Origin of the sequence: Enterobacter sp. Bisph1 (assembly GCF_000814905.1) — a bacterium.
Classification (GTDB): Bacteria; Pseudomonadota; Gammaproteobacteria; order Enterobacterales; family Enterobacteriaceae; genus Kosakonia.
The window spans coordinates 218,260-239,581 of the sequence record NZ_JXAG01000052.1 but is presented as its reverse complement, the minus strand read 5'-3'; the positions used below and the strand labels follow the sequence as shown (position 1 = coordinate 239,581).

21 protein-coding genes are annotated in these 21,322 nt (G+C 55.6%); 13 read left to right on the top strand and 8 right to left on the bottom strand.

Annotation, left to right across the window (positions count from 1 at the left end; genetic code table 11):
• The coding region (locus RW65_RS20415; RefSeq protein WP_052250353.1) for an MBL fold metallo-hydrolase at window positions 1–855 on the top strand (855 nt) is incomplete at its 5' end.
• Window positions 856–894: 39 nt separating this feature from the next.
• Here RW65_RS20415 and yohP read toward each other — a convergent pair.
• Complete coding sequence (gene yohP, locus RW65_RS22300) at window positions 895–978, bottom strand: small membrane protein YohP (RefSeq protein ID WP_000698460.1); 84 nt, start codon at window positions 976–978, stop codon at window positions 895–897.
• A gap of 109 nt (window positions 979–1,087) precedes the next feature.
• On the opposite strand from yohP, the gene RW65_RS20410 reads away from it, so the two are divergent.
• Window positions 1,088–1,861, top strand: coding sequence for an SDR family oxidoreductase (locus tag RW65_RS20410; RefSeq protein WP_039058667.1), 774 nt, complete (start codon window positions 1,088–1,090; stop codon window positions 1,859–1,861).
• Here RW65_RS20410 and RW65_RS20405 read toward each other — a convergent pair.
• Window positions 1,858–2,442 (bottom strand): DedA family protein, encoded by a 585-nt coding sequence (locus tag RW65_RS20405; RefSeq protein WP_039058666.1) that lies wholly within the window; start codon window positions 2,440–2,442, stop codon window positions 1,858–1,860. The two genes, RW65_RS20410 and RW65_RS20405, sit on opposite strands and share 4 nt — an antisense overlap.
• Before the next feature lie 170 nt (window positions 2,443–2,612).
• On the opposite strand from RW65_RS20405, the gene RW65_RS20400 reads away from it, so the two are divergent.
• Together RW65_RS20400 and pbpG are read left to right on the top strand one after the other, a co-directional pair.
• Complete coding sequence (locus tag RW65_RS20400; protein WP_039058665.1) at window positions 2,613–3,200, top strand: Yip1 family protein; 588 nt, start codon at window positions 2,613–2,615, stop codon at window positions 3,198–3,200.
• Between the two features lie 169 nt (window positions 3,201–3,369).
• Complete coding sequence (gene pbpG / locus RW65_RS20395; protein WP_039058664.1) at window positions 3,370–4,317, top strand: D-alanyl-D-alanine endopeptidase; 948 nt, start codon at window positions 3,370–3,372, stop codon at window positions 4,315–4,317.
• On the opposite strand, the gene RW65_RS20390 is transcribed toward pbpG, so the two are convergent.
• Both RW65_RS20390 and dld read right to left on the bottom strand, forming a co-directional pair.
• Window positions 4,318–4,872 (bottom strand): GNAT family N-acetyltransferase, encoded by a 555-nt coding sequence (locus RW65_RS20390; protein ID WP_039058663.1) that lies wholly within the window; start codon window positions 4,870–4,872, stop codon window positions 4,318–4,320.
• Window positions 4,873–4,973: 101 nt separating this feature from the next.
• On the bottom strand, window positions 4,974–6,710 hold the full coding sequence (dld, locus tag RW65_RS20385) for a D-lactate dehydrogenase (RefSeq protein WP_039058662.1): 1,737 nt from the start codon (window positions 6,708–6,710) through the stop codon (window positions 4,974–4,976).
• 242 nt (window positions 6,711–6,952) lie between these two features.
• Between dld and bglX the strand changes: the two genes are divergently transcribed.
• The 5 genes from bglX to RW65_RS20360 all read left to right on the top strand — a co-directional run bounded on the left by bglX (window position 6,953) and on the right by RW65_RS20360 (window position 13,327).
• Complete coding sequence (gene bglX / locus RW65_RS20380; RefSeq protein ID WP_039058661.1) at window positions 6,953–9,250, top strand: beta-glucosidase BglX; 2,298 nt, start codon at window positions 6,953–6,955, stop codon at window positions 9,248–9,250.
• A gap of 338 nt (window positions 9,251–9,588) precedes the next feature.
• Window positions 9,589–10,506: a glycine betaine ABC transporter substrate-binding protein OsmF gene (osmF, locus tag RW65_RS20375; RefSeq protein ID WP_039058660.1), complete on the top strand. Its 918-nt coding sequence runs from the start codon at window positions 9,589–9,591 to the stop codon at window positions 10,504–10,506.
• A gap of 8 nt (window positions 10,507–10,514) precedes the next feature.
• The gene (locus RW65_RS20370; RefSeq protein WP_039058659.1) at window positions 10,515–11,666 is read left to right on the top strand and encodes an ABC transporter permease; all 1,152 of its coding nucleotides are present in this window, start codon (window positions 10,515–10,517) and stop codon (window positions 11,664–11,666) included.
• A complete protein-coding gene (locus RW65_RS20365) occupies window positions 11,659–12,606 on the top strand; it encodes an ABC transporter ATP-binding protein (protein WP_039058658.1) in 948 nt (315 codons plus the stop codon). The genes RW65_RS20370 and RW65_RS20365 overlap by 8 nt, the downstream gene beginning before the upstream one ends.
• The gene (locus RW65_RS20360) at window positions 12,590–13,327 is read left to right on the top strand and encodes an ABC transporter permease (protein ID WP_039058657.1); all 738 of its coding nucleotides are present in this window, start codon (window positions 12,590–12,592) and stop codon (window positions 13,325–13,327) included. Before RW65_RS20365 ends, RW65_RS20360 begins: the two co-directional genes overlap by 17 nt.
• Here the strand turns inward: RW65_RS20360 and RW65_RS22295 are convergent.
• Entirely contained in the window at window positions 13,302–13,415 is a 114-nt protein-coding gene (locus tag RW65_RS22295) for a protein YohO (protein ID WP_072037800.1), read from the bottom strand. The genes RW65_RS20360 and RW65_RS22295 overlap by 26 nt on opposite strands.
• Window positions 13,416–13,475: 60 nt before the next feature.
• Window positions 13,476–14,195, bottom strand: coding sequence for a MerR family transcriptional regulator (locus RW65_RS20355; RefSeq protein WP_039058656.1), 720 nt, complete (start codon window positions 14,193–14,195; stop codon window positions 13,476–13,478).
• 217 nt (window positions 14,196–14,412) lie between these two features.
• Here RW65_RS20355 and RW65_RS20350 point away from each other — a divergent pair, with 217 nt between their 5' ends.
• From RW65_RS20350 to RW65_RS20340, 3 genes are read left to right on the top strand one after another with little or no spacing between them, the layout of a single operon-like run.
• The gene (locus tag RW65_RS20350) at window positions 14,413–16,101 is read left to right on the top strand and encodes a sensor histidine kinase (RefSeq protein ID WP_039058655.1); all 1,689 of its coding nucleotides are present in this window, start codon (window positions 14,413–14,415) and stop codon (window positions 16,099–16,101) included.
• Window positions 16,095–16,814 carry a two-component system response regulator BtsR gene (gene btsR, locus RW65_RS20345; protein ID WP_039058654.1) on the top strand — a complete coding sequence of 240 codons (720 nt, stop codon included), beginning with the start codon at window positions 16,095–16,097 and terminating at the stop codon, window positions 16,812–16,814. The genes RW65_RS20350 and btsR overlap by 7 nt, the downstream gene beginning before the upstream one ends.
• Window positions 16,815–16,867: 53 nt before the next feature.
• On the top strand, window positions 16,868–17,353 hold the full coding sequence (locus RW65_RS20340; RefSeq protein ID WP_039058653.1) for a YehS family protein: 486 nt from the start codon (window positions 16,868–16,870) through the stop codon (window positions 17,351–17,353).
• A 99-nt stretch (window positions 17,354–17,452) separates the two neighbouring features.
• On the opposite strand, the gene RW65_RS20335 is transcribed toward RW65_RS20340, so the two are convergent.
• Together RW65_RS20335 and metG are read right to left on the bottom strand one after the other, a co-directional pair.
• Window positions 17,453–17,908 (bottom strand): YehR family lipoprotein, encoded by a 456-nt coding sequence (locus RW65_RS20335; protein ID WP_039058652.1) that lies wholly within the window; start codon window positions 17,906–17,908, stop codon window positions 17,453–17,455.
• A gap of 87 nt (window positions 17,909–17,995) precedes the next feature.
• Window positions 17,996–20,029, bottom strand: a complete 2,034-nt coding sequence (gene metG / locus RW65_RS20330) for a methionine--tRNA ligase (protein WP_039058676.1) — start codon at window positions 20,027–20,029, stop codon at window positions 17,996–17,998.
• 167 nt (window positions 20,030–20,196) lie between these two features.
• Between metG and apbC the strand changes: the two genes are divergently transcribed.
• Window positions 20,197–21,306 (top strand): iron-sulfur cluster carrier protein ApbC, encoded by a 1,110-nt coding sequence (apbC, locus tag RW65_RS20325; RefSeq protein WP_039058651.1) that lies wholly within the window; start codon window positions 20,197–20,199, stop codon window positions 21,304–21,306.
• Window positions 21,307–21,322: the final 16 nt, after the last annotated feature.

The window sequence follows — 21,322 nt, the reverse complement described above, 5'->3', positions numbered from 1 at the left end:
TTTTACCGCATGGCGATGGGCGACTGGCAAATCACCGCCGTTTCCGACGGCACCGTCGCCGTACCGTTTGACAAGCTGCTGACGCATATCACCCCGCAACAGTTGCAGACCCGCATGGCGCAGGCGGCGCTGCCGGTCAATGCCGAAACGTCAATCAACGCCTTTGTGATTAACACCGGTAAGCAGTTAATCCTGGTGGATGCGGGTGCCGGGCCGTTGTTTGGTGAGGCGGGCGGCCATCTGCCGGAAAACCTGCGGGCGGCGGGAATCGACCCGGCGGATATTGATATGGTGTTGCTGACGCATATTCATGCCGATCACTCCGGCGGCGTGCAGCGCGATGGCAAACCGGTATTCCCTAATGCTGTTGTGCGTGTTGATCAGCGCGATGTCGATTTTTGGCTTAATCCGGCCCATACGCAGCAGGTGGAAGAGGGGCAACGCCATACCTTCGCCGAATCCGAACGCTCCCTGCGCCCGGTGATAGACGCGGGTAAACTCAACACCTTTCACGCGCCAACGGAACTGCTACCCGACATTGACGCGATTCCTGCGCCCGGACATACGCCCGGCAGCGTGGTTTACCGTGTTACCCATGGTGGCAAAACGTTGATGCTATGGGGGGATATTATTCATGCGCATCCGGTGCAGTTACCGCAGCCGGAGGTGGCGATCCATTTTGATGTAAACCAGCAGCAGGCGGTGCAAACCCGTGAAAAAGTACTGGCGCAGGTGGCGCGCGAGGGTGACTGGGTCGCGGCGGCGCATATTGCTTTTCCCGGTATCGGCAAAGTGATGAAAGCGGATAAGGGTTATCGCTGGGTAGCGATCAATTACAGCGCAGCGGGGAAATAAGCCAAAAGCCGGGTAGCAGGCGCTACCCGGCGGCACAAGTTAGAAAATCATCTTAAACACGCCGGTGACGACCAGCAGGCCAATCAGAAAGATAATCAGGATCGCCCACAACAGTATCTTCATCATTTCATTCGTCCTTTTTTAATCCACGTAGTGAACAGCTTAGGCAATGTCACGCATTTATGCCTTTTTCCTATACTTAACTGTCTATTTGTTAACCGGAGGATGAGCTATGCCCGAAACGAAAGTGGCGATTGTGACCGCTGCCGATTCAGGAATCGGCAGACAGTGCGCGCTGATGCTGGCGGAGCAGGGGTTTGATGTTGGCATTACCTGGCACTCAGATGAACAAGGGGCACAAGAGGCCGCATCGCAGGTCGCCGCGTTTGGGCGGCGGGCGGAAACTATCCACCTCGATCTCAGCCATCTACCGGAAGGGGCGCAGGCGATTGAAACCTTAATCGCCCGTTTCGGCCGCATTGATGTGCTGGTGAATAACGCTGGCGCGATGACCAAAGCGCCGTTCCTTGAGGTCACCTTTGAAGAGTGGCGCACTATTTTTACCGTCGATGTCGACGGGGCGTTTCTCTGCGGGCAAATCGCCGCCCGGCACATGGTGCAGCAAGGGCAGGGCGGGCGGATCATTAATATTACCTCGGTGCATGAACATACGCCGCTTCCCGAGGCCAGCGCCTATACCGCGGCAAAACACGCCCTCGGCGGATTAACCCAGTCGATGGCGCTGGAACTGGTGGATCACAATATTCTGGTCAACGCAGTAGCGCCTGGGGCGATAGCCACGCCAATGAACAATATGCGCGACGAAGATGCCAAACCCGGCTCGATGCCCATTATCCCGCTGGCGAGACCCGGCACCACCAAAGAGATTGCCAGCATGGTCGCCTGGCTCTGTTCTGAATATGCCAGCTACACCACTGGCCAGTCCTTTATTATTGATGGCGGTTTTATGCTGGCTAACCCGCAGTTCAAAGCAAACAAAGCTTAATTTTCTGACCCTTTGCGCTGGTGTTTTTTTCGCCGATGATGGATCCACCAGCGCAGCAAAAACACCAGCACAACAGCGATGATAAGCCAAATCCAGTGTTTCACATGCTGATCAAACTGGTGCAGCCATGGACCAATCACTTCGCCACCCACGTACCCAAGGGTGGTAAACAGCAGCGCCCAGACAATCGCGCCCAGAATATTCAGCGGCAGAAAGATTTTTGGACGCAAACGGCTGGTGCCAATCAACAGCGGGCCAATAATGCGAAAGCCATACATAAAGCGTGAGCCAATCACAAACAGGTAGGGATGACGGCGAATCAGCGACTGTGCATGGTGAATTTTCTCCCGATGACGCGAAAAACGACGCAGGATTTTCGTACCGTAGCGTCTGCCCACCAGGTAGAGCAACTGGTCGCCGATCATGCCACCGAGCGCTACGGAAATGACCACCAGCCAGAACCGCAATAGCCCCTGATGTGCGGCAACGCCGCCCAATAGGGTAATAGTCTCCCCTTCAGCCACACTGCCAATCACCAGTGCGGCATAACCATACTGGCTAATCAGATGATTAATATCCATCGTTACAACGTCCTCCCGGCAAAACGCCTTTAAGCATACACCCTGAAAAGCCCCTGCGCAGGAAAGAGCCGATTTTGGCGGGATCGGATTTTTCACGCTGTATAAAAAATAATCTCCACGGTGAATTATACTGACAGTGTCGATGTTCGGGCTTTCAGCGAGGGGGCGTTATGAACCATGTCTGGGGACTCTTTTCCCATCCCGATCGTGAAATGCAGGTTATCAAAGGCGAAAACGAAACGGTTTCGCATCACTATACGCATCATGTGTTAGTTATGGCGGCCATTCCGGTGGTCTGCGCGTTTATTGGCACCACACAAATCGGCTGGAACTTTGGTGAAAGCAATGTGGTGACGCTGTCATTGTTTACCGGTTTCTATCTGGCGGTGCTGTTTTATGGCCTGATGCTGGCGGGCGTGGCGGTAATGGGCCGCGTTATCTGGTGGATGGCGCGCAACTACCCGCAGCGACCCTCTCTCGGGCGTTGTATGGTGTTTGCCGGTTATGTGGCAACCCCGCTGTTTGTTAGCGGGCTGGTGGCGCTCTATCCGCTGGTGTGGCTGTGTGCGCTGGTCGGTTCGATTGCGTTACTTTATACCGGCTACCTGCTGTATGTCGGTATTCCCACCTTCCTTAATATCAACCGTGACGAAGGGCTGAACTTCTCCAGCTCCACCTTGGCAATCGGTGTGCTGGTGCTTGAAGTCCTGCTGGCGCTGACGGTAATCCTCTGGGGTTATGGTTACCGCTTGTTCTAAACCCTGGCGTTGCTGGTGATAATGCCGGCAACGCCATTTCTCCTCACAATAATCCTCTGGCGGCCAGCGCCCCGGGCGGCTATTATGCCAAAGCCAGCTCTATTATCGTTTCAACATATAGAAGCGGTGTGCGTGATAACGTGCGTGAATAATTTTCAGAACTCTCACCATGCAGAAATTTCGAATTTCCTTAATAAGCCTGGCTCTCTTTCTGGCTGTACCCGTGGCACCGCTTGCCATAGCGAAAACCACCGCCGCGACGACGACTGCCGCCCAGCCTGAGATCGCTTCGGGCAGCGCAATGATTGTCGATCTGCAAACCAACAAGGTTATCTACTCCAGCCATCCGGATCTGGTACGGCCTATTGCGTCGATTACCAAACTGATGACCGCGATGGTGGTACTGGATGCGCGCCTGCCGCTGGATGAAAAGCTGAAAGTGGATATCAGCCAGACGCCGGAGATGAAAGGGATCTATTCCCGCGTGCGCCTGAACAGTGAGATCAGCCGTAAAGATATGCTGCTGCTGGCGCTGATGTCATCGGAAAACCGCGCGGCGGCAAGCCTGGCGCACCACTATCCGGGCGGTTATAACGCCTTTATCGCGGCGATGAACGCCAAAGCGAAAGCGTTAGGCATGAGCAATACACGCTATGTTGAACCAACCGGCCTGTCGATTCACAACGTCTCGACCGCCCGCGATCTGACCAAACTGCTGATCGCCAGCAAGCAGTATCCACTGATAGGCCAACTTAGCACCACGCGGGAAGATATGGCGACCTTCGCCAATCCGCCGTACACGCTGCCGTTTCGCAATACCAACCATCTGGTCTATCGCGATAACTGGAATATTCAGTTGACCAAAACCGGCTTTACCAATGCGGCAGGACACTGCCTGGTGATGCGCACGGTGATTAACAATAAACCGGTGGCGCTGGTGGTGATGGACGCGTTTGGCAAATTTACCCATTTTGCCGATGCCAGCCGCTTACGCACCTGGATTGAAACGGGCAAAGTGCAGCCGGTACCGGCCTCTGCACTGAGCTATAAGCGCCAGAAAGCGGCGCAAATGGCGCAAAACCCGTCGGCGGGTGAACAGACCGCACAAAACGATTAATTACTCCGGCAGCGTCCAGTCCCCGTCGTTGAGTGGACGCTGCATAATCAACGTATCCCGCCAGTCACCCATTTTATAACCCACGCTGCGCAGCTGTCCGGCAATCTCGAAACCGTACTTTTTATGCAGCCCCAGGGATCCCGCATTGTTATTGCCGTCGCCGATCACCGCGATTAACTGCCGCCACGGACCCGCTTCACATCGAGCAATCAGCGCCTGCATCAGCGCGCTGCCGATGCCGCGCCCGAGCATGCTGGTATCGACATAAATCGACTCTTCCAGCGTAAAGCGGTACGCCGCGCGCGGTCGGTAGTAACCGGCGTAGCAGTAACCCACCACCACGCCCTGATAAAGCGCAACCAGCCACGGTAAACCCGCGTCAGCGACCTTATTCATGCGAACCAGCATCTCATCAACGGTGGGCGGGACTTCTTCGAAGGAGGCGCGGCCGTGCAGGACATGCCAGCCGTACAGCGCCGCTATGGCATGAACATCTTCAGGGCAGGCATCGCGCACCGCCACCGCAGGACCGGATAAGATATCGACTGATGACATGATGCGTGTGCTCCTTCAACACAGGGGGCCAGAGAAACGTTTCTCTGGCCTTTTTCGCTACTCTATTACGAAAGGAGCACCCACAAAAGCCCGTCAGCGGCTTACTTCAGCGCAGCGTCCGAGGGATTATTCTCCCCATTCGCTTCCTGCCAGTATTTCCGTTTACTGGTTTTGCCGATCCCGGGGTTCATGCTGTTTGTTGGGTCGTTTTGCCGATAAAACTGTTTTAAAGGCTCAGGCGCTTCATACAGATGGCCGACGTTATGTTCCGCCGGATACTGTGCGCCACGCTGGCGTAGCAGTTCCAGCATCTGCTCTTTCAGGGCATGGACATCGACACCTTTTTTGACGATGTAATCCTGATGGAACACATGGCACATAAAATGGCCGTAATAGAGCTTATGCACCAGTTGGCTGTCGATATCCGGCGGCAGATGCTCAAACCAGTCGTTATCATTACGGCGCAGGGCGATATCTAACGCCAGAATATCTTCAACGTCATCGGCATGAACCGCCTGATAGCGGATCGCGGCACCGGCGGCGGCAAAGCGGTGCAGAAACGCCTTACTGCCCTCTTCAGGGGTGCAGACAAAGAAGCCGCCCTCAGCGTTGGCAAAGTAGCTTTCCAGCCAGCTTTGCGCTTCAGCAATGCCATCTCCGGACATTTTCAGCAGCAGATGATGTTCATATTTATCGCGCCACTCTTTCATGCGCGGCGGCAGATGGGACGGGAACAGGCCGCTGATTTTTTGCAAAGAGCGGTCAATAAAATGCGGTTTAAACAGCGGCGCTTTATCCAGCAGCGCTTCGGTACGCCCCTTCATGGTGAAGAACAGCGGCATCTTGTCGGTACCGAGCTTGTCGATCATCAGAAAGGTGTCTTTGCCGTAGCGCTCGGCAATATCGTAAATATCGCGGTGCATATACTCACCGGCGACGGGCAGATGGGTGAAATTGGCCAGAATATGGCGGCGGATCTCCGCCAGCACTGCGGTTTGATTGGAGCCGATATAGAACACCTGCTGGCGCTTTTCTGCCGGGAAAGTATCAAGACGCACGGCGAACACCGCCAGTTTGCCTGCGCAGCCGGACGATTCAAACAGACGATCGGGATCGGCGTTATAACGCGCCGGTGTGTCGGCTTCGACATCACGCACGCGGGTAATATAGTCATGATCGTGGCCGTGGCGCTGGTCATGGAGCACATCGCTGTCGGTGACGCGGTCATCATCAAGCTTACTGAGGATCTGCTCCGGCGTTTCGCCAAGGGAAATGCCCAGATGGTTGACCAGCACCAGTTTGCCCTGTTCATCAATGCGCGCGAACAGCGACATTTCCGTATAGGCCGGGCCGCGCTGCACCAGCGAACCGCCGGAGTTATTGCAGATGCCGCCAATCACCGAGGCGCCGATACAGGATGAACCGATAACGGAATGGGGTTCACGCCCCAGCGGTTTGAGGGCTTTTTCCAGCGAATAGAGCGTCGTACCGGGGTAAGCCAGCACCTGTTCGCCCTTATCCAGCAGGTGCAGCTTATCGAGGCGCAGGGTGCTGATAATCACTATATCGCGATCGTAATCATTGCCGTTGGGCGTCGAACCTTCCGTCAGCCCGGTATTCGCCGCCTGCATCAGTATAATTTTATCGGCGTTAACGCAGACGTGCAGAACGCGCCACAGCTCAACCAGGCTGCCGGGGAAAACCACCGCCAGCGCGTTACCCTGCCCGGAACGAAAGCCCTTGCGATAACGGGCAGTTTTTGCCGGGTCGGTAAGCAGGTGAGAGGGGCCAACCAGCCGTTTTAGCTCGGCCAGGAACGTGCTGTTTTGCTGGGACATTATCCACTCCTTGTGGCGAATCATTAAGAACAGGCGTCATCAGGCTGCGGCGTTAACGCAGCAAAAAAGGATGATGGCTATATATCGTGGTTAATGTTAGCCCCGTCCAACCAAACGGGGGGAGTGAATTCGCATAAAAATCAGAGTCTGGCTCTGCAACACATGCCAGGATTATGGCACACTGCGTTTCTTTCGCGGCCAGTGCCCGCGGTTATGGGTGAAAAAACAAGAGAGTTAACGACATGAAATGGCTATGTTCTGTAGGTGTCGCTGTGAGCCTCGCGCTGCAACCCGCGATGGCGGAGGAGATGTTCGGCAACCATCCGCTGACGCCTGAAGCACGGGATGCGTTTGTCACTGAGCTGCTCAAAAAAATGACCGTTGATGAGAAAATCGGTCAGCTGCGTTTAATCAGCGTCGGGCCCGATAACCCAAAAGAAGCCATTCGCGACATGATCAAGCAAAGCCAGGTCGGCGCGATTTTTAATACCGTCACCCGCAAGGACATTCGTGCGATGCAGGATCAGGCACTGCAGCTCAGCCGCCTGAAAATTCCGCTGTTTTTTGCCTATGACGTGGTACACGGTCAGCGCACCGTTTTCCCTATCAGCCTTGGCCTCGCTTCCAGCTTTAACCTCGATGCGGTGAGAACAGTGGGGCGCGTTTCCGCCTATGAAGCCGCCGATGACGGCCTGAATATGACCTGGGCCCCGATGGTTGATGTCTCGCGCGATCCGCGCTGGGGCCGCGTTTCTGAAGGCTTTGGTGAAGATACCTACCTGTCGGCCGAGATGGGCCGCACCATGGTTGAAGCGATGCAGGGCAAAAGCCCGGCGGATCGCTACTCGGTGATGACCAGCGTGAAACACTTCGCCGCTTACGGCGCGGTAGAGGGCGGGAAAGAGTACAACACTGTCGATATGAGCCCGCAGCGCCTGTTTAATGACTATATGCCGCCTTACAAAGCGGCGCTCGACGCAGGCAGCGGCGGCGTGATGGTGGCGCTGAACTCTATTAACGGCACGCCAGCCTCCTCGGATCCGTGGCTGCTAAAAGATCTGCTGCGCGATGAGTGGGGCTTTAAAGGCATTACCATCTCCGATCATGGCGCGATTAAAGAGTTGATTAAACACGGCACCGCCGCCGATCCGGAAGATGCGGTGCGCGTGGCGCTGAAATCCGGCATCAACATGAGTATGAGCGATGAGTACTACAGCAAATACCTGCCGGGGCTGGTGAAATCCGGCAAGGTGACCATGGAAGAGCTCGACGATGCCGCCCGCCATGTGCTGAACGTGAAATACGATATGGGTTTGTTTAACGATCCCTACAGCCATCTCGGCGCGAAAGAGAGCGATCCGCAGGATACCAATGCCGAAAGCCGTCTGCACCGCAAAGAGGCGCGTGAAGTGGCGCGCGAAAGTATGGTGCTCCTGAAAAACCGCCTTGAGACGCTGCCGCTGAAAAAATCCGGCACCGTGGCGGTGATTGGGCCGCTGGCGGACAGCAAACGCGATTCGATGGGTAGCTGGTCCGCAGCAGGTGTCGCCGATCAGTCAGTGACCGTGCTGACGGGTATTCGCAACGCCCTCGAAGGCAAAGGCGAAGTGGTGTATGCCAAAGGCGCGAACATCACCGATGACAAAGATATTGTTAACTTCCTCAATCTCTATGAACCGGCGGTCGTGGTCGATCCGCGTTCACCACAGGAGATGATCGACGAAGCGGTGGCGGCAGCGAAAAAATCCGATGTCGTCGTTGCGGTAGTCGGTGAAGCGCAGGGGATGGCCCATGAAGCCTCCAGCCGTACCGATATCACCATCCCGCAAAGTCAGCGCGATCTGATAAGCGCACTAAAAGCCACCGGCAAACCGCTGGTGCTGGTGCTGATGAACGGCCGCCCGCTGGCGCTGGTGAAAGAGGATCAGCAAGCGGATGCGATGCTGGAAACCTGGTTTGCCGGCACCGAAGGCGGTAATGCGATTGCCGATATTCTGTTTGGTGATTACAACCCGTCCGGTAAGCTTCCGATGTCCTTCCCGCGCTCCGTTGGACAGATTCCGGTTTACTACAGCCATCTTAATACCGGTCGTCCGTATGATGCCGATAAGCCGAACAAATACACTTCGCGCTATTTTGATCAGGCCAACGGTCCGCTCTATCCCTTTGGTTATGGCCTGAGCTACACCACCTTTACCGTCTCTGAGGTGAAGATGTCGGCGCCAACGATGTCCCGCAATGACAAAATCACCGCCAGCGTGCAGGTCACTAACACCGGCAAACGCGAAGGCGAAACGGTGATTCAGATGTATTTGCAGGATGTCACCGCCTCGATGAGCCGTCCGGTGAAACAGCTGCGCGGCTTTGATAAGGTCAGCCTGAAACCTGGGGAAACGAAAACCGTCAGCTTCCCCATCGACGTCAGTGCGCTGAAATTCTGGAACCAGCGCATGAAATATGATGCGGAGCCGGGCAAATTCAATGTCTTTATCGGCGTTGATTCAGCGCGCGTTAAGCAGGGCGAGTTCGAACTGCGTTAACCTCATGAAGCACCGCGCGTTCTGCGCGGTGCTTCGCCTTCTTCTGAATTTCCCCTCTCAACGCTTTTTTTACTGCGCCTGGCTTTGCCTGAAGCAGGATTTTTATCACCTGGTAACACGCCGTGAAGCAAAAGGGACATATGATAAAACAAAATATCATATTGTTTAGGCGCATATTTTTGGCATGCTTTTCATTGTTGAGCAGGATCAAGGCTGACGCACAACGGGGCGCTTTGTGCTGAACAAGCGGCGCGGGTTAACCCAGGCAAAATTGTGTTTTTCGGCTACGCTTTTTTCTTAATCCGCTGAAAAAAAGCGGTAAAAATGAGGGAAGTATAATGAAAATAACGCATAAGATTGTTGGCTCGATGGTGCTGATGGCCGCCGTCAGTCTGCCTTTACAGGCGGCAGAACCGGTAAAAGTGGGTTCCAAAATTGACACGGAAGGGGCGCTGCTCGGCAATATCATTTTGCAGGTGCTGGAAAGCCACGGTGTTAAAACGGTAAATAAAGTACAGCTCGGTACCACACCGGTGGTGCGCGGCGCGATTACCTCCGGTGAACTGGACATCTACCCGGAATATACCGGCAACGGCGCGTTCTTCTTTAAAGATGAAAATGACGCCGCGTGGAAAAATGCCCAGCAAGGGTATGAGAAAGTTAAAAAGCTGGACGCGGAAAAAAATAAGCTGGTCTGGCTAACGCCCTCTCCGGCAAACAATACCTGGACTATCGCCGTACGCCAGGATTTAGCACAGAAAAACAAGCTCACCTCGCTGGACGATCTCAGCCGTTACCTTAAATCGGGCGGGGAGTTCAAGCTTGCGGCATCGGCCGAGTTTATTGAGCGCGCCGATGCGCTGCCCGCCTTTGAAAAAGCCTACGGCTTTAAGCTGAAACAAGATCAGATGTTATCCCTGGCCGGCGGTGACACGGCGGTAACCATTAAAGCCGCGGCGCAGCAAACCTCCGGCGTTAACGCGGCGATGGCCTACGGCACCGATGGCCCGGTTGCGGCGCTCGGGCTGCAAACCCTGAGCGATCCGAAAGGTGTTCAGCCGATTTATGCCCCGACGCCGGTGGTGCGTGAAGCGGTGCTGAAAGCCTATCCGGAACTGGATAGCTGGCTGAAACCGGTCTTTGCCAGCCTTGATGAAAAGACGCTGCAAAAACTGAACGCCAGTATTGCCGTTGAAGGGCGGGATGCGAAGAAAGTCGCTGCAGATTATCTGAAAGAAAAAGGTCTGGTGAAATAAATACTGCTATGGATGGTTCAATACGCTGCCATAACCGTGTGTTATTGCTATTGGTGGTACTGGGCGGTTTGGCAGCGTGGCTGCCTTTTGTTAACTACGCACCCAATCGGCTGGTATCGGGCGAAAGTCGCGCGTTATGGCAGATGTTCTCCGCGCTGTGGCTGTTGGCGCTCGGTCTGTTATTAACGTTAAGTTTTCTCCCCGGTCGCGGTGTACAGGTGGCAACCCTGGTGCTGACCGAAGCGCTGTTCTGGCTGTTGATATGGAGTGCGGGCAGGGCGGCAACGGATCTGGTGCAGGCAGGCTCGCCGCTGGCGCGAACCTCGCCCGGCAGCGGATTGTGGCTGTGGCTGGCATTGTCGCTGCTTGCCTGCAGCGATGCCATTCGTCGGGCGGTAGCAAATTCCGTATGGCGCTGGCTGCTGCATGCGCAAATCTGGATTTTCCCCCTCTGGTTATTACTCAGCGGCGAGCTGGATAATCTCTCTTTATTACGCGAATACGCCAATCGACAAGAGGTGTTTAACGATGCGCTGGCACAGCATTTAACCCTGCTGTTTGGCACACTGCTGCCCGCCTTGCTAATCGGTTTTGCCGTTGGGCTGTGGTGCTATCGCCATCCTGCCCGTCAGGGGCCGGTATTTGCGGTACTTAACGTTATTCAAACCATTCCGTCGGTGGCGCTGTTCGGGCTGCTGATCGCGCCCCTTGCCGGACTGGTGCAGCACTTTCCCGCCCTTAGCCAGTGGGGCATTGCCGGCACCGGCATGACGCCTGCGCTGATTGCCCTGATTCTTTATGCCTTACTGCCGTTAGTGCGCGGCGTCGTGGCCGGGCTCAATCAGGTGCCGGAAGAGGTGCTGGAGAGTGCAGTCGCCATGGGCATGAGCGCGCAGGGGCGTTTCTGGCAGGTGCGTGTTCCGCTGGCGTTACCCGGGCTTCTGCGCAGTATGCGGGTGGTGGCGGTGCAAACCGTCGGCATGGCGGTGATTGCGGCGCTGATCGGCGCGGGCGGCTTTGGCGCGCTGGTGTTTCAGGGGCTGCTGAGCAGCGCGCTGGATCTGGTATTGCTGGGAGTTATTCCGGTGATTGCGCTGGCGGTTCTTATCGATGCGTTATTTGGCTTAGGGATAGCCCTGTTGGAAAAAAGTCATGATTGAATTTAACAACGTCAGTAAATCTTTTGCCGGGCAGCCCGCGGTGAGTCATCTCGATCTGCACATTGCAACGGGTGCGTTTACGGTGCTTATCGGTACGTCCGGTTCCGGGAAATCCACCACCTTAAAGATGATTAACCGGCTGGTGGAGCATGACGAAGGCACTATTACTTTTGCCGGTGAGGAAATCCGCTCGCTGCCGGTGCTGGAACTGCGTCGGCGTATGGGCTACGCCATTCAGTCCATCGGCCTGTTCCCACACTGGACGGTGGCGCAGAATATCGCCACTGTCCTGCAGCTGCAAAAGTGGTCACGCGCGCGTATTGATGCGCGGGTGGATGAGTTAATGGCGCTGCTGGGGCTCGATCCCTCCCTGCGCGCGCGTTATCCGCACCAGCTTTCCGGCGGTCAACAGCAGCGCGTTGGCGTGGCTCGCGCCCTTGCCGCCGACCCGGAAGTGCTGTTAATGGATGAACCTTTCGGTGCGCTGGACCCAGTGACGCGCGGGGCGTTGCAGCAGGAGATGGTGCGCATTCATCGTCTGCTTGGGCGCACGATTGTGCTGGTGACCCACGATATTGACGAAGCGCTGCAGCTGGCGGATCACCTGGTATTGATGGACGGCGGAAAAGTGGTGCAGCAGGGGACGCCGTTATCGATGCTGACGTCGCCGGAGAATGATTTTGTCCGCGAGTTTTTTGGCCGCAGCGAACTGGGCGTACGGCTGCTGTCCCTGCGTCAGGTGAGCGCTTATCTGCGCAGTGAACCGGTTTATACCGGCGAGGCGCTGCGTGCCGACATGAGCCTGCGGGAAGCCTTGTCCGCGTTTGTCGCGCAACAGTGCGAAGTGTTACCGGTACATAATGCCGACGGGCAGCCCTGTGGCAGCCTGCATTTTCGCGATCTGCTGTGCGTGGAGGCTTCCTGTGAAGATCCTGCGTGACCCGCTGCTCTGGCTGATAGCGCTGTTTATTGCCCTGCTAGTGTGGCTGCCGCACAGTACGCCGCTCTTTAGTTCGCTGTTTCCGCAGCTGCCGCGCCCGGTTTATCTGCAGGAAAGTTTTATTACCCTGACGATTGCCCACTTTACGCTGGTGGCGATTTCCAGCGCCATCGCCATTGTAATAGGTGTCGGAATGGCGATAGTGGTGACGCGTTCGGCCGGGCGGGAGTTTCGCCCGCTGGCGGAAACCATTGCCGCCGTCGGGCAAACCTTTCCGCCGGTAGCGGTGCTGGCGATTGCCGTGCCGGTGATGGGATTTGGCAAGCAACCGGCGATTATCGCGCTGGTGTTATACGGGGTGTTGCCGGTGTTACAGGGCACGCTGGCGGGGATTGCGGCGGTACCCCAGAGCGTACAGAGCGTTGCGGAAGGCATGGGGATGAGCGCGTGGCAGCGTTTGATAAAAACAGAATTGCCCCTTGCCGCGCCGATGATTATCGCTGGCGTGCGCACCTCGGTGATTATTAATATTGGCACCGCTACCATTGCCTCAACGGTGGGCGCCAGCACGCTGGGCACGCCAATTATTATTGGCCTGAGCGGGTTTAATACGGCTTATGTGGTGCAGGGCGCGGTGCTGGTAGCACTGGCGGCGATCATTGTCGACCGGCTCTTTGAGCGGCTGGCGCTATGGCTCAGCCGACACCGCCACGCACAATAAACGAATATCCGGCGAGCATAACGCCGCCGATGCCGCCAATAGCCATCAGCAGAAAGATAGCGATGACAAGGATTTTACTCGACTTCATGTGATACTCCTGTTGGATCCGGCTGGCATTATAAAGGCAAGTTGAGTTGTTAATGAAACATTAAATGCCGAGCAGCCAGATGTTATGGCCCGCGTCGCGCCAGCGGAGGATTTGCTGCTGCTGGATTTCCAGGGGCGGCGCGCCGCACCACACCAGCAGCGTCTGGCCGGGGAACATCTCCGGTTGCAGCTCGCTCAGGGCATGGGCCAGCACATCAACCCGCCATCCCTGCTGGCTTGCCATCCACCCCTCCAGCCACAGCTGGGTGGTATCCGCCACGTTCCAGCCTACCAGTAACGCCTCTTTACCCGGTTTTTTGCGCGCCGAGGCCAGACAGCCAGCAATATAATTGATCAAGATTCCGTCGAGCAGGCTCAGCATCGCCAGCTGGCTTTGCAGCCGCAGGCGCAACGGAATAAACAGGTAGGTTGCCAGCGCCTGTGCCGGGTAGTCGCGACCGTGCTCTTTTACCCACTGATGCAGGCGGTTAATGTTGCCTTGTTGCAGGTAGCGCAGGGCGGTTTCCTGCTGCGCCAGCCAGCCATCGCGCATCTCTTGTGCCGGCGCGGCGAGCAATTTTTGCACTTTGCTGATTTGTACCCCGGTATCGACCCAGCGTTTGATTTCCCGAATGCGGTCAATTTCCTCTTCCGTAAACAGGCGATGACCGCCGTGGGTGCGCAGGGGTTGTAATAGTCCATAACGGCGTTGCCAGGCCCGCAGCGTCACGGGGTTTACCTCGCATAACAACGCCACTTCACCGATTGTGTAAAGCGCCATGGTGTTCCTCGTCAGCCGGTTCCCTGTATAACTGTAGCCGTTGCACACTACTGGCGATCGACTTGCGTAAAAAATGCGCACGATGCGTATTCGAGGCGCGTCGCGCGGGCTTACTTTGTGATCCAGAACACGATTTTTCGTTTTTTTGCAGCACCTCAAAGAAAGATTTCGCTGCAGACGGTATGTTACGCGCTTTAGCTTATGCGGTGCTGCGGGTATGTACGACTTCAATCTGGTGTTGCTGCTGCTTCAGCAGATGTGTGTGTTTCTGGTTATTGCCTGGCTGATGAGCAAAACACGGCTGTTTATCCCGCTGATGCAGGTGACCGTCCGCTTACCGCACAAGCTGTTGTGTTATGTCACCTTCTCCATTTTCTGCGTCCTCGGCACCTATTTCGGGCTGCATATCGACGACTCAATTGCCAACACGCGCGCCATCGGTGCGGTGATGGGCGGTCTGCTCGGCGGGCCGCTGGTCGGCGGGCTGGTCGGTCTGACCGGCGGCATTCATCGTTACTCCATGGGCGGGATGACCGCGCTGAGCTGTATGATCTCCACTATTGTTGAAGGGCTGCTCGGCGGGCTGGTACACCGGGCGTTGATCAGGCGCGGGCGTACGGATCTGGTGTTCAGCCCGTTAACCGCCGGTGTGGTGACCTGCGTCGCGGAGCTTACGCAGATGATGATTATTCTGCTGATTGCCCGTCCCTTTGATAGTGCCTTGAACCTGGTACAGAGCATTGCCGCCCCGATGATGGTCACCAACACCGTGGGGGCCGCGCTGTTTATGCGTATCCTGCTGGATAAACGCGCGATGTTTGAAAAGTACACCTCGGCGTTTTCCGCCACGGCGCTAAAAGTGGCGGCGTCAACGGAAGGGTTTTTACGCCAGGGATTTAATGAAGAGAACAGCATGAAAGTGGCGCTGGTGTTGTTTAAAGAGCTGGATATTGGCGCGGTGGCGATAACCGATCGCGAAAAATTGCTGGCCTTTACCGGCGCGGGCGACGATCACCATCTGCCTGGAAGGCCCATCTCTTCTGTCTGGACATTGCGCGCCATTGAAACCGGGGAAGTGGTGTACGCAGACGGCAACGAAGTGCCTTATCAATGCTCATTACATCCGCACTGCAAACTTGGTTCGACACTGGTTATCCCGCTGCGCGGTGAAAACCAGCGCGTGGTCGGCACCATTAAACTCTACGAAGCAAAAAATCGCCTGTTTAGCTCCATCAACCGCACGCTGGGGGAGGGGATTGCTCAGTTGCTGTCAGCGCAGATTCTTGCCGGGCAGTACGAGCGGCAAAAAGCGTTACTCACCCAGTCGGAAATCAAGCTTCTCCATGCGCAGGTGAATCCTCATTTCCTGTTTAATGCCCTTAACACCTTGAAAGCGGTGATTCGCCACGATAGCGATCAGGCCGGGCTGCTGGTGCAGTATTTGTCGACCTTCTTTCGCAAGAACTTAAAACGCCCGTCGGAAGTGGTGACGCTGGCGGACGAGATTGAGCATGTAAACGCCTACCTGCAAATTGAAAAAGCGCGTTTCCAGTCGCGCCTGCATGTGCAGTTAAATGTGCCCCAGGCGCTGTCGCACCTGCAGCTTCCGGCCTTTACCCTGCAACCGATTGTCGAAAACGCTATCAAGCATGGCACGTCGCAGCTGCTGGGAGTCGGGGAAATTACCATCACCGCCAGCCTGCAAGAGCAATATCTGATACTGGATATTGAAGATAATGCCGGTTTGTATCAGCCCAAAACCGACGCCAGCGGGTTAGGCATGAATCTGGTCGATAAGCGTCTGCGCGCACGTTTTGGCGACGAATGCGGCATTACCATTACCTGCGAGCAGGATATATTTACCCGTATTAGCTTACGGCTCCCGCTGGAGGTAGAAGCATGTTAAAGGTGCTGATTGTTGATGACGAACCGCTGGCGCGGGAAAACCTGCGCATCCTGCTGCAGGAAGAGAGCGATATTGAGGTCGTCGGCGAGTGCGGCAATGCCGTTGAAGCAATAGGCGCGGTGCATAAGCTGCATCCGGATGTGCTGTTTCTCGATATCCAGATGCCGCGCATCAGCGGGCTGGAGATGGTGGGTATGCTCGATCCGGGCAACCGGCCGTATGTGGTGTTTCTTACTGCCTTTGATGATTATGCGGTGCAGGCCTTTGAAGAACATGCTTTCGACTATCTGCTTAAACCTATCGAAACGCGTCGTCTGGCGAAAACCCTCACCCGGCTGCGCCAGGAGCGCGGCGTACAGGATATCTCCCTGCTGCCGGAAAACCAGGAAGCGCTGAAATTTATCCCCTGCACCGGCCACAGCCGCATCTGGTTATTGCAGATGGATGAAGTGGCCTTTGTCAGCAGCCGCCTGAGCGGCGTCTATGTCACCAGCCATGAAGGCAAAGAGGGCTTTACCGAACTGACGCTGCGTACGCTGGAGAGCCGCACGCCGCTGGTGCGCTGCCACCGCCAATATCTGGTCAATATGGCCCATTTAAAAGAGATCCGCCTCGAAGATAACGGACAGGCGGAACTGCTGCTGCGCGAGGGGCTGACGGTGCCCGTCAGCCGACGCTATTTGAAGAATTTAAAAGAGGCGTTGGGGTTGTAAATTCCTGTGCGATGCCTACACTGCGCGCTGGTTCACTATTTCCGGGAAACAACATGCTTAATAACGATATCCTGCGCAGCGTGCGTTACACACTGCAGGCTGATAACAACGCACTGGTTCGCATTCTGGCGCTGGCGGATACGGTGGTAACCGCAGAACAGCTGGCCCCGTGGCTGCGTAAAGAGGATGAGGAAGGGTATAAGCCCTGTCCGGATATCGTGCTGTCGGCTTTTCTTAACGGTCTGATCTACGAAAAACGCGGCAAAGATGAAACCGCGCCGCCATTAGCGGTCGAACGCAAACTGAATAACAATATCGTGTTGAAAAAACTGCGTATCGCCTTCTCGTTAAAAACCGACGATATTCTGGCGATCCTTACCGCCCAACAGTTTCGCATTTCGATGCCGGAAATTACCGCCATGATGCGCGCGCCGGAGCATAAGAATTTCCGTGAATGTGGCGATCAGGTGATGCGTTATTTCTTACGCGGTTTAGCGGTACGCGAGCAGAAACTGAAAAGCACTCCCGAGAGCGAATAACCGGCAGCGCGGTAACGCGGTGCTGAAGAGGGCCCCGGCCGCTTAACGAGTCACCGGCCGGGGCGAGCGCTGCCTTAACAACGGCAGCGTGCAAAGCGATTACTGGACTTCTTTAAAGCCGCGCGCTTTCAGCAGCTCTTCTGACTGTTTCATACTGATTTTGCCATTTACCGTGCCGGTAAATTCTGAGCCCTGCAAACTGTTCAACTGGGCGAAATCCACCTCGTTGTAGTCCACATCCAGCGTCTCTTGCGCGTAGGATTCTTGGTAATCCACGCTCTCTTTAATGCCTTTAACGCTCTGGTATTTTTTGCTGATCGGATCCAGCACTTTCATCGCCTCTTCCTTGTTTTTGGCACCAATGGAAGAGTACTCGATCTTGTTTTTCGCCGTCTGGCGCAGGACTTTGTCATCTTTGTAGTAATAGGTCAGCGTCACTTCTGTGCCCGCTTGTGACCAGGTAAAGGTTTTACTCTGCTCTTTTTCTCCACAGCCGGTCAGGCCAATGAGTAAAGCGACAGAAAAGAGTGCTGCGATGATTTTACTGAATTTCACGATAATCCCCTGTTGTCCATGTGAGGTTTTGTAGACTTACGTCAGATTCAGTATAGAAAAAGGCGCTGAATTCAGCGCCTTATTTTTTCACTTAACTTGCTGTCCTGCTTTTGCGCCGCTGTCCGGGCTGAGCAGGAAGATATCTTTGCCGCCGGGGCCGGCGGCCATCACCATTCCTTCGGAGATGCCAAAGCGCATTTTGCGTGGTGCAAGGTTGGCGACCATCACCGTCAGGCGGCCAATAAGCGCGGAGGGATCCGGGTAAGCGGAACGAATGCCGGAGAATACATTGCGTTTTTCGCCATCCAGATCCAGCGTCAGACGCAGCAGCTTGTCGGAACCTTCCACGAACTCAGCGTTTTCAATCAGCGCCACGCGCAGATCGACTTTGGCGAAGTCATCAAAGTTGATAGTTTCCTGAATCGGGTTATCCGCCAGCTCGCCCGTTACCGGCGCGGCGGCTGCCTTGACTTCCTCTTTCGAGGCGTCAACCAGCGCTTCAACCTGTTTCATCTCGATACGGTTATACAGCGCTTTAAAGGCGTTAACTTTATGGCCCAGCAGCGGCTGGTGAATACCGTCCCACTCAAGCGTGGTATTGAGGAAGGCTTCCGTGCGCTCCGCCAGCGATGGCATTACCGGCTTCAGCCAGGTCATCAGCACGCGGAACATGTTCAGGCCCTGGGTACAAATGGCCTGCAGATCGGCATCGCGCCCTTCCTGTTTTGCCACCACCCACGGCGCTTGTTCATCAACGTAGCGGTTTGCCACATCCGCCAGCGCCATAATTTCGCGTACCGCTTTACCAAACTCACGGCTTTCCCACGCTTCGCTAATGGTCGCCGCCGCGTCGGTAAAGGTCTGGTACAACGCCGGATCGGCAAGTTCTGCCGCCAGCATGCCGTCAAAGCGTTTATTAATAAACCCGGCGTTACGCGAGGCGAGGTTGACCACTTTGTTGACGATATCGGCATTAACGCGCTGGATAAAATCTTCCAGGTTAAGATCGATATCATCGATGCGCGAAGAGAGCTTCGCCGCGTAGTAGTAACGCAGGCTGTCGGCATCGAAATGGTTCAGCCAGGTGCTGGCTTTGATAAAGGTGCCGCGGGATTTGGACATCTTCGCGCCGTTCACCGTCACATAGCCATGAACAAACAGGTTGGTCGGCTTGCGGAAACCGCTGCCTTCCAGCATCGCCGGCCAGAACAGGCTGTGGAAGTAAACAATGTCTTTACCGATAAAGTGATACAGCTCGGCGTCGGACTCTTTCTGCCAGTAAGCGTCAAAGCTTTGGCTGTCGCCGCGTTTGTCACACAGGTTTTTGAATGATCCCATGTAGCCAATCGGCGCATCCAGCCAGACGTAGAAGTATTTGCCCGGCGCACCCGGAATTTCAAAACCGAAGTAGGGCGCATCGCGGGAGATATCCCACTGCTGCAGGCCGGATTCAAACCACTCCTGCATCTTGTTCGCCACCTGCTCCTGCAGCGCGCCGCTGCGCGTCCACGCCTGCAGCATTTCGCTAAACGAGGGCAGATCGAAGAAGAAGTGCTCGGAATCACGCATCACCGGCGTCGCGCCGGACACTACCGACTTCGGCTCAATCAGCTCCGTCGGGCTGTAGGTCGCGCCGCACACTTCGCAGTTGTCACCGTACTGATCCGGCGATTTGCATTTCGGGCAGGTGCCTTTGACAAAACGGTCCGGCAGGAACATGCCTTTTTCCGGATCGTAGAGCTGAGAGATGGTGCGGTTTTTAATAAAACCGTTCTCTTTCAGACGGGTGTAAATCAGCTCCGCCAGCTCGCGGTTCTCATCGCTGTGGGTGGAGTGGTAGTTGTCGTAGCTGATGTTAAAGCCGGCAAAATCTGTCTGATGTTCCTGACTCATGTCAGCAATCATCTGCTCCGGCGTAATGCCCAACTGCTGAGCTTTCAGCATGATCGGCGTGCCGTGGGCGTCGTCCGCACAGATAAAGTTGACCTCGTGGCCGCGCATTCGCTGGTAACGGACCCAGACATCAGCCTGGATGTGCTCCAGCATATGGCCGAGGTGGATGGAGCCGTTAGCGTACGGCAGCGCGCACGTTACCAGAATTTTCTTCGCGACTTGAGTCATAGTAGGCATTACATCTTCTTCAGAAAAAGGGGTTCCGATATTACCAAACAGGTAATAATTGCGCCACGCGATAAGGGCTTTTAAACCATATATGAATAAATCGTTACCTGTGGGGTAAACTTGATAGCTACAATGTCGTTTTTCAGAACAACTACAAAGGAGTCGGGATGAGTTCGCAATCCCAGGCCAAATCCCCGGAGGCCTTACGCGCTATCGTAACCGGGACGCTGGCCGATTTTCAGCACCCAACCCTGAAGCACAATCTTACCGCCCTCAAAGCGGTACACCACGTTGCGTGGCTTGACGATACCCTGCACGTTGAGCTGTTGATGCCGTTTGTCTGGAGCAGCGCGTTTGAAGAGTTAAAAGCGCAGTGCAGCGCTGAACTGCTGCGCCTCACCGGCGCGCGTGCCATCGACTGGAAGCTGTCGCACAATATTGCCACCTTAAAACGGGTAAAAAACCAGCCTGGCGTCAATGGTTTAAAAAACATTATTGCTATCAGCTCCGGCAAGGGTGGGGTGGGGAAATCCTCCACGGCGGTCAACCTGGCGCTGGCGCTGGCGGCAGAGGGGGCAAAAGTCGGTATTCTCGACGCCGATATTTATGGCCCGTCCATTCCGGTCATGCTCGGTGCGGAACATGAACGTCCTACTTCGCCGGACGGCACCCATATGGCACCGATAATCGCCCACGGCCTGGCGACCAACTCGATCGGCTACCTCGTTACCGATGATAACGCCATGGTCTGGCGCGGCCCGATGGCCAGTAAAGCGCTGCTGCAGATGCTGCAGGAGTCGATTTGGCCGGATCTCGATTATCTGGTGCTGGATATGCCGCCAGGCACCGGTGATATCCAGCTGACGCTGGCGCAGAATATTCCGGTTACCGGCGCGCTGGTGGTAACCACACCGCAGGATATTGCGCTGATCGACGCCAAAAAAGGCATCGTGATGTTCGAGAAAGTAGAAGTGCCGGTGCTCGGTATTGTAGAAAACATGAGCATGCATATTTGCAGCAACTGCGGTCATCATGAGCCGATTTTTGGCACCGGCGGCGCGCAAAAGCTGGCCGAGCAGTATCACACCGAGCTGCTGGGGCAGATGCCGCTGCATATTTCGCTGCGTGAGGATCTGGATAACGGTACGCCGACGGTAGTAAGCCGCCCGGATAGCGAATTTACCGCTATCTACCGCCAGCTTGCCGGACGCGTTGCCGCACAGCTTTACTGGCAGGGTGAAGTGATTCCTGGTGAGATTGCGTTTCGCGCGGTGTAAGCCAGTAAACCTCTCC

Bases quoted from the DNA above. Each gene is read 5' to 3' on its own strand.
- yohP (WP_000698460.1), bottom strand. From the start codon at position 978: ATGAAGATACTGTTGTGGGCGATCCTGATTATCTTTCTGATTGGCCTG.
- RW65_RS20410 (WP_039058667.1), top strand. From the start codon at position 1,088: ATGCCCGAAACGAAAGTGGCGATTGTGACCGCTGCCGATTCAGGAATC.
- RW65_RS20405 (WP_039058666.1), bottom strand. From the start codon at position 2,442: ATGGATATTAATCATCTGATTAGCCAGTATGGTTATGCCGCACTGGTG.
- RW65_RS20400 (WP_039058665.1), top strand. From the start codon at position 2,613: ATGAACCATGTCTGGGGACTCTTTTCCCATCCCGATCGTGAAATGCAG.
- pbpG (WP_039058664.1), top strand. From the start codon at position 3,370: ATGCAGAAATTTCGAATTTCCTTAATAAGCCTGGCTCTCTTTCTGGCT.
- RW65_RS20390 (WP_039058663.1), bottom strand. From the start codon at position 4,872: ATGTCATCAGTCGATATCTTATCCGGTCCTGCGGTGGCGGTGCGCGAT.
- dld (WP_039058662.1), bottom strand. From the start codon at position 6,710: ATGTCCCAGCAAAACAGCACGTTCCTGGCCGAGCTAAAACGGCTGGTT.
- bglX (WP_039058661.1), top strand. From the start codon at position 6,953: ATGAAATGGCTATGTTCTGTAGGTGTCGCTGTGAGCCTCGCGCTGCAA.
- osmF (WP_039058660.1), top strand. From the start codon at position 9,589: ATGAAAATAACGCATAAGATTGTTGGCTCGATGGTGCTGATGGCCGCC.
- RW65_RS20370 (WP_039058659.1), top strand. From the start codon at position 10,515: ATGGATGGTTCAATACGCTGCCATAACCGTGTGTTATTGCTATTGGTG.
- RW65_RS20365 (WP_039058658.1), top strand. From the start codon at position 11,659: ATGATTGAATTTAACAACGTCAGTAAATCTTTTGCCGGGCAGCCCGCG.
- RW65_RS22295 (WP_072037800.1), bottom strand. From the start codon at position 13,415: ATGAAGTCGAGTAAAATCCTTGTCATCGCTATCTTTCTGCTGATGGCT.
- RW65_RS20355 (WP_039058656.1), bottom strand. From the start codon at position 14,195: ATGGCGCTTTACACAATCGGTGAAGTGGCGTTGTTATGCGAGGTAAAC.
- RW65_RS20350 (WP_039058655.1), top strand. From the start codon at position 14,413: ATGTACGACTTCAATCTGGTGTTGCTGCTGCTTCAGCAGATGTGTGTG.
- btsR (WP_039058654.1), top strand. From the start codon at position 16,095: ATGTTAAAGGTGCTGATTGTTGATGACGAACCGCTGGCGCGGGAAAAC.
- RW65_RS20340 (WP_039058653.1), top strand. From the start codon at position 16,868: ATGCTTAATAACGATATCCTGCGCAGCGTGCGTTACACACTGCAGGCT.
- metG (WP_039058676.1), bottom strand. From the start codon at position 20,029: ATGACTCAAGTCGCGAAGAAAATTCTGGTAACGTGCGCGCTGCCGTAC.
- apbC (WP_039058651.1), top strand. From the start codon at position 20,197: ATGAGTTCGCAATCCCAGGCCAAATCCCCGGAGGCCTTACGCGCTATC.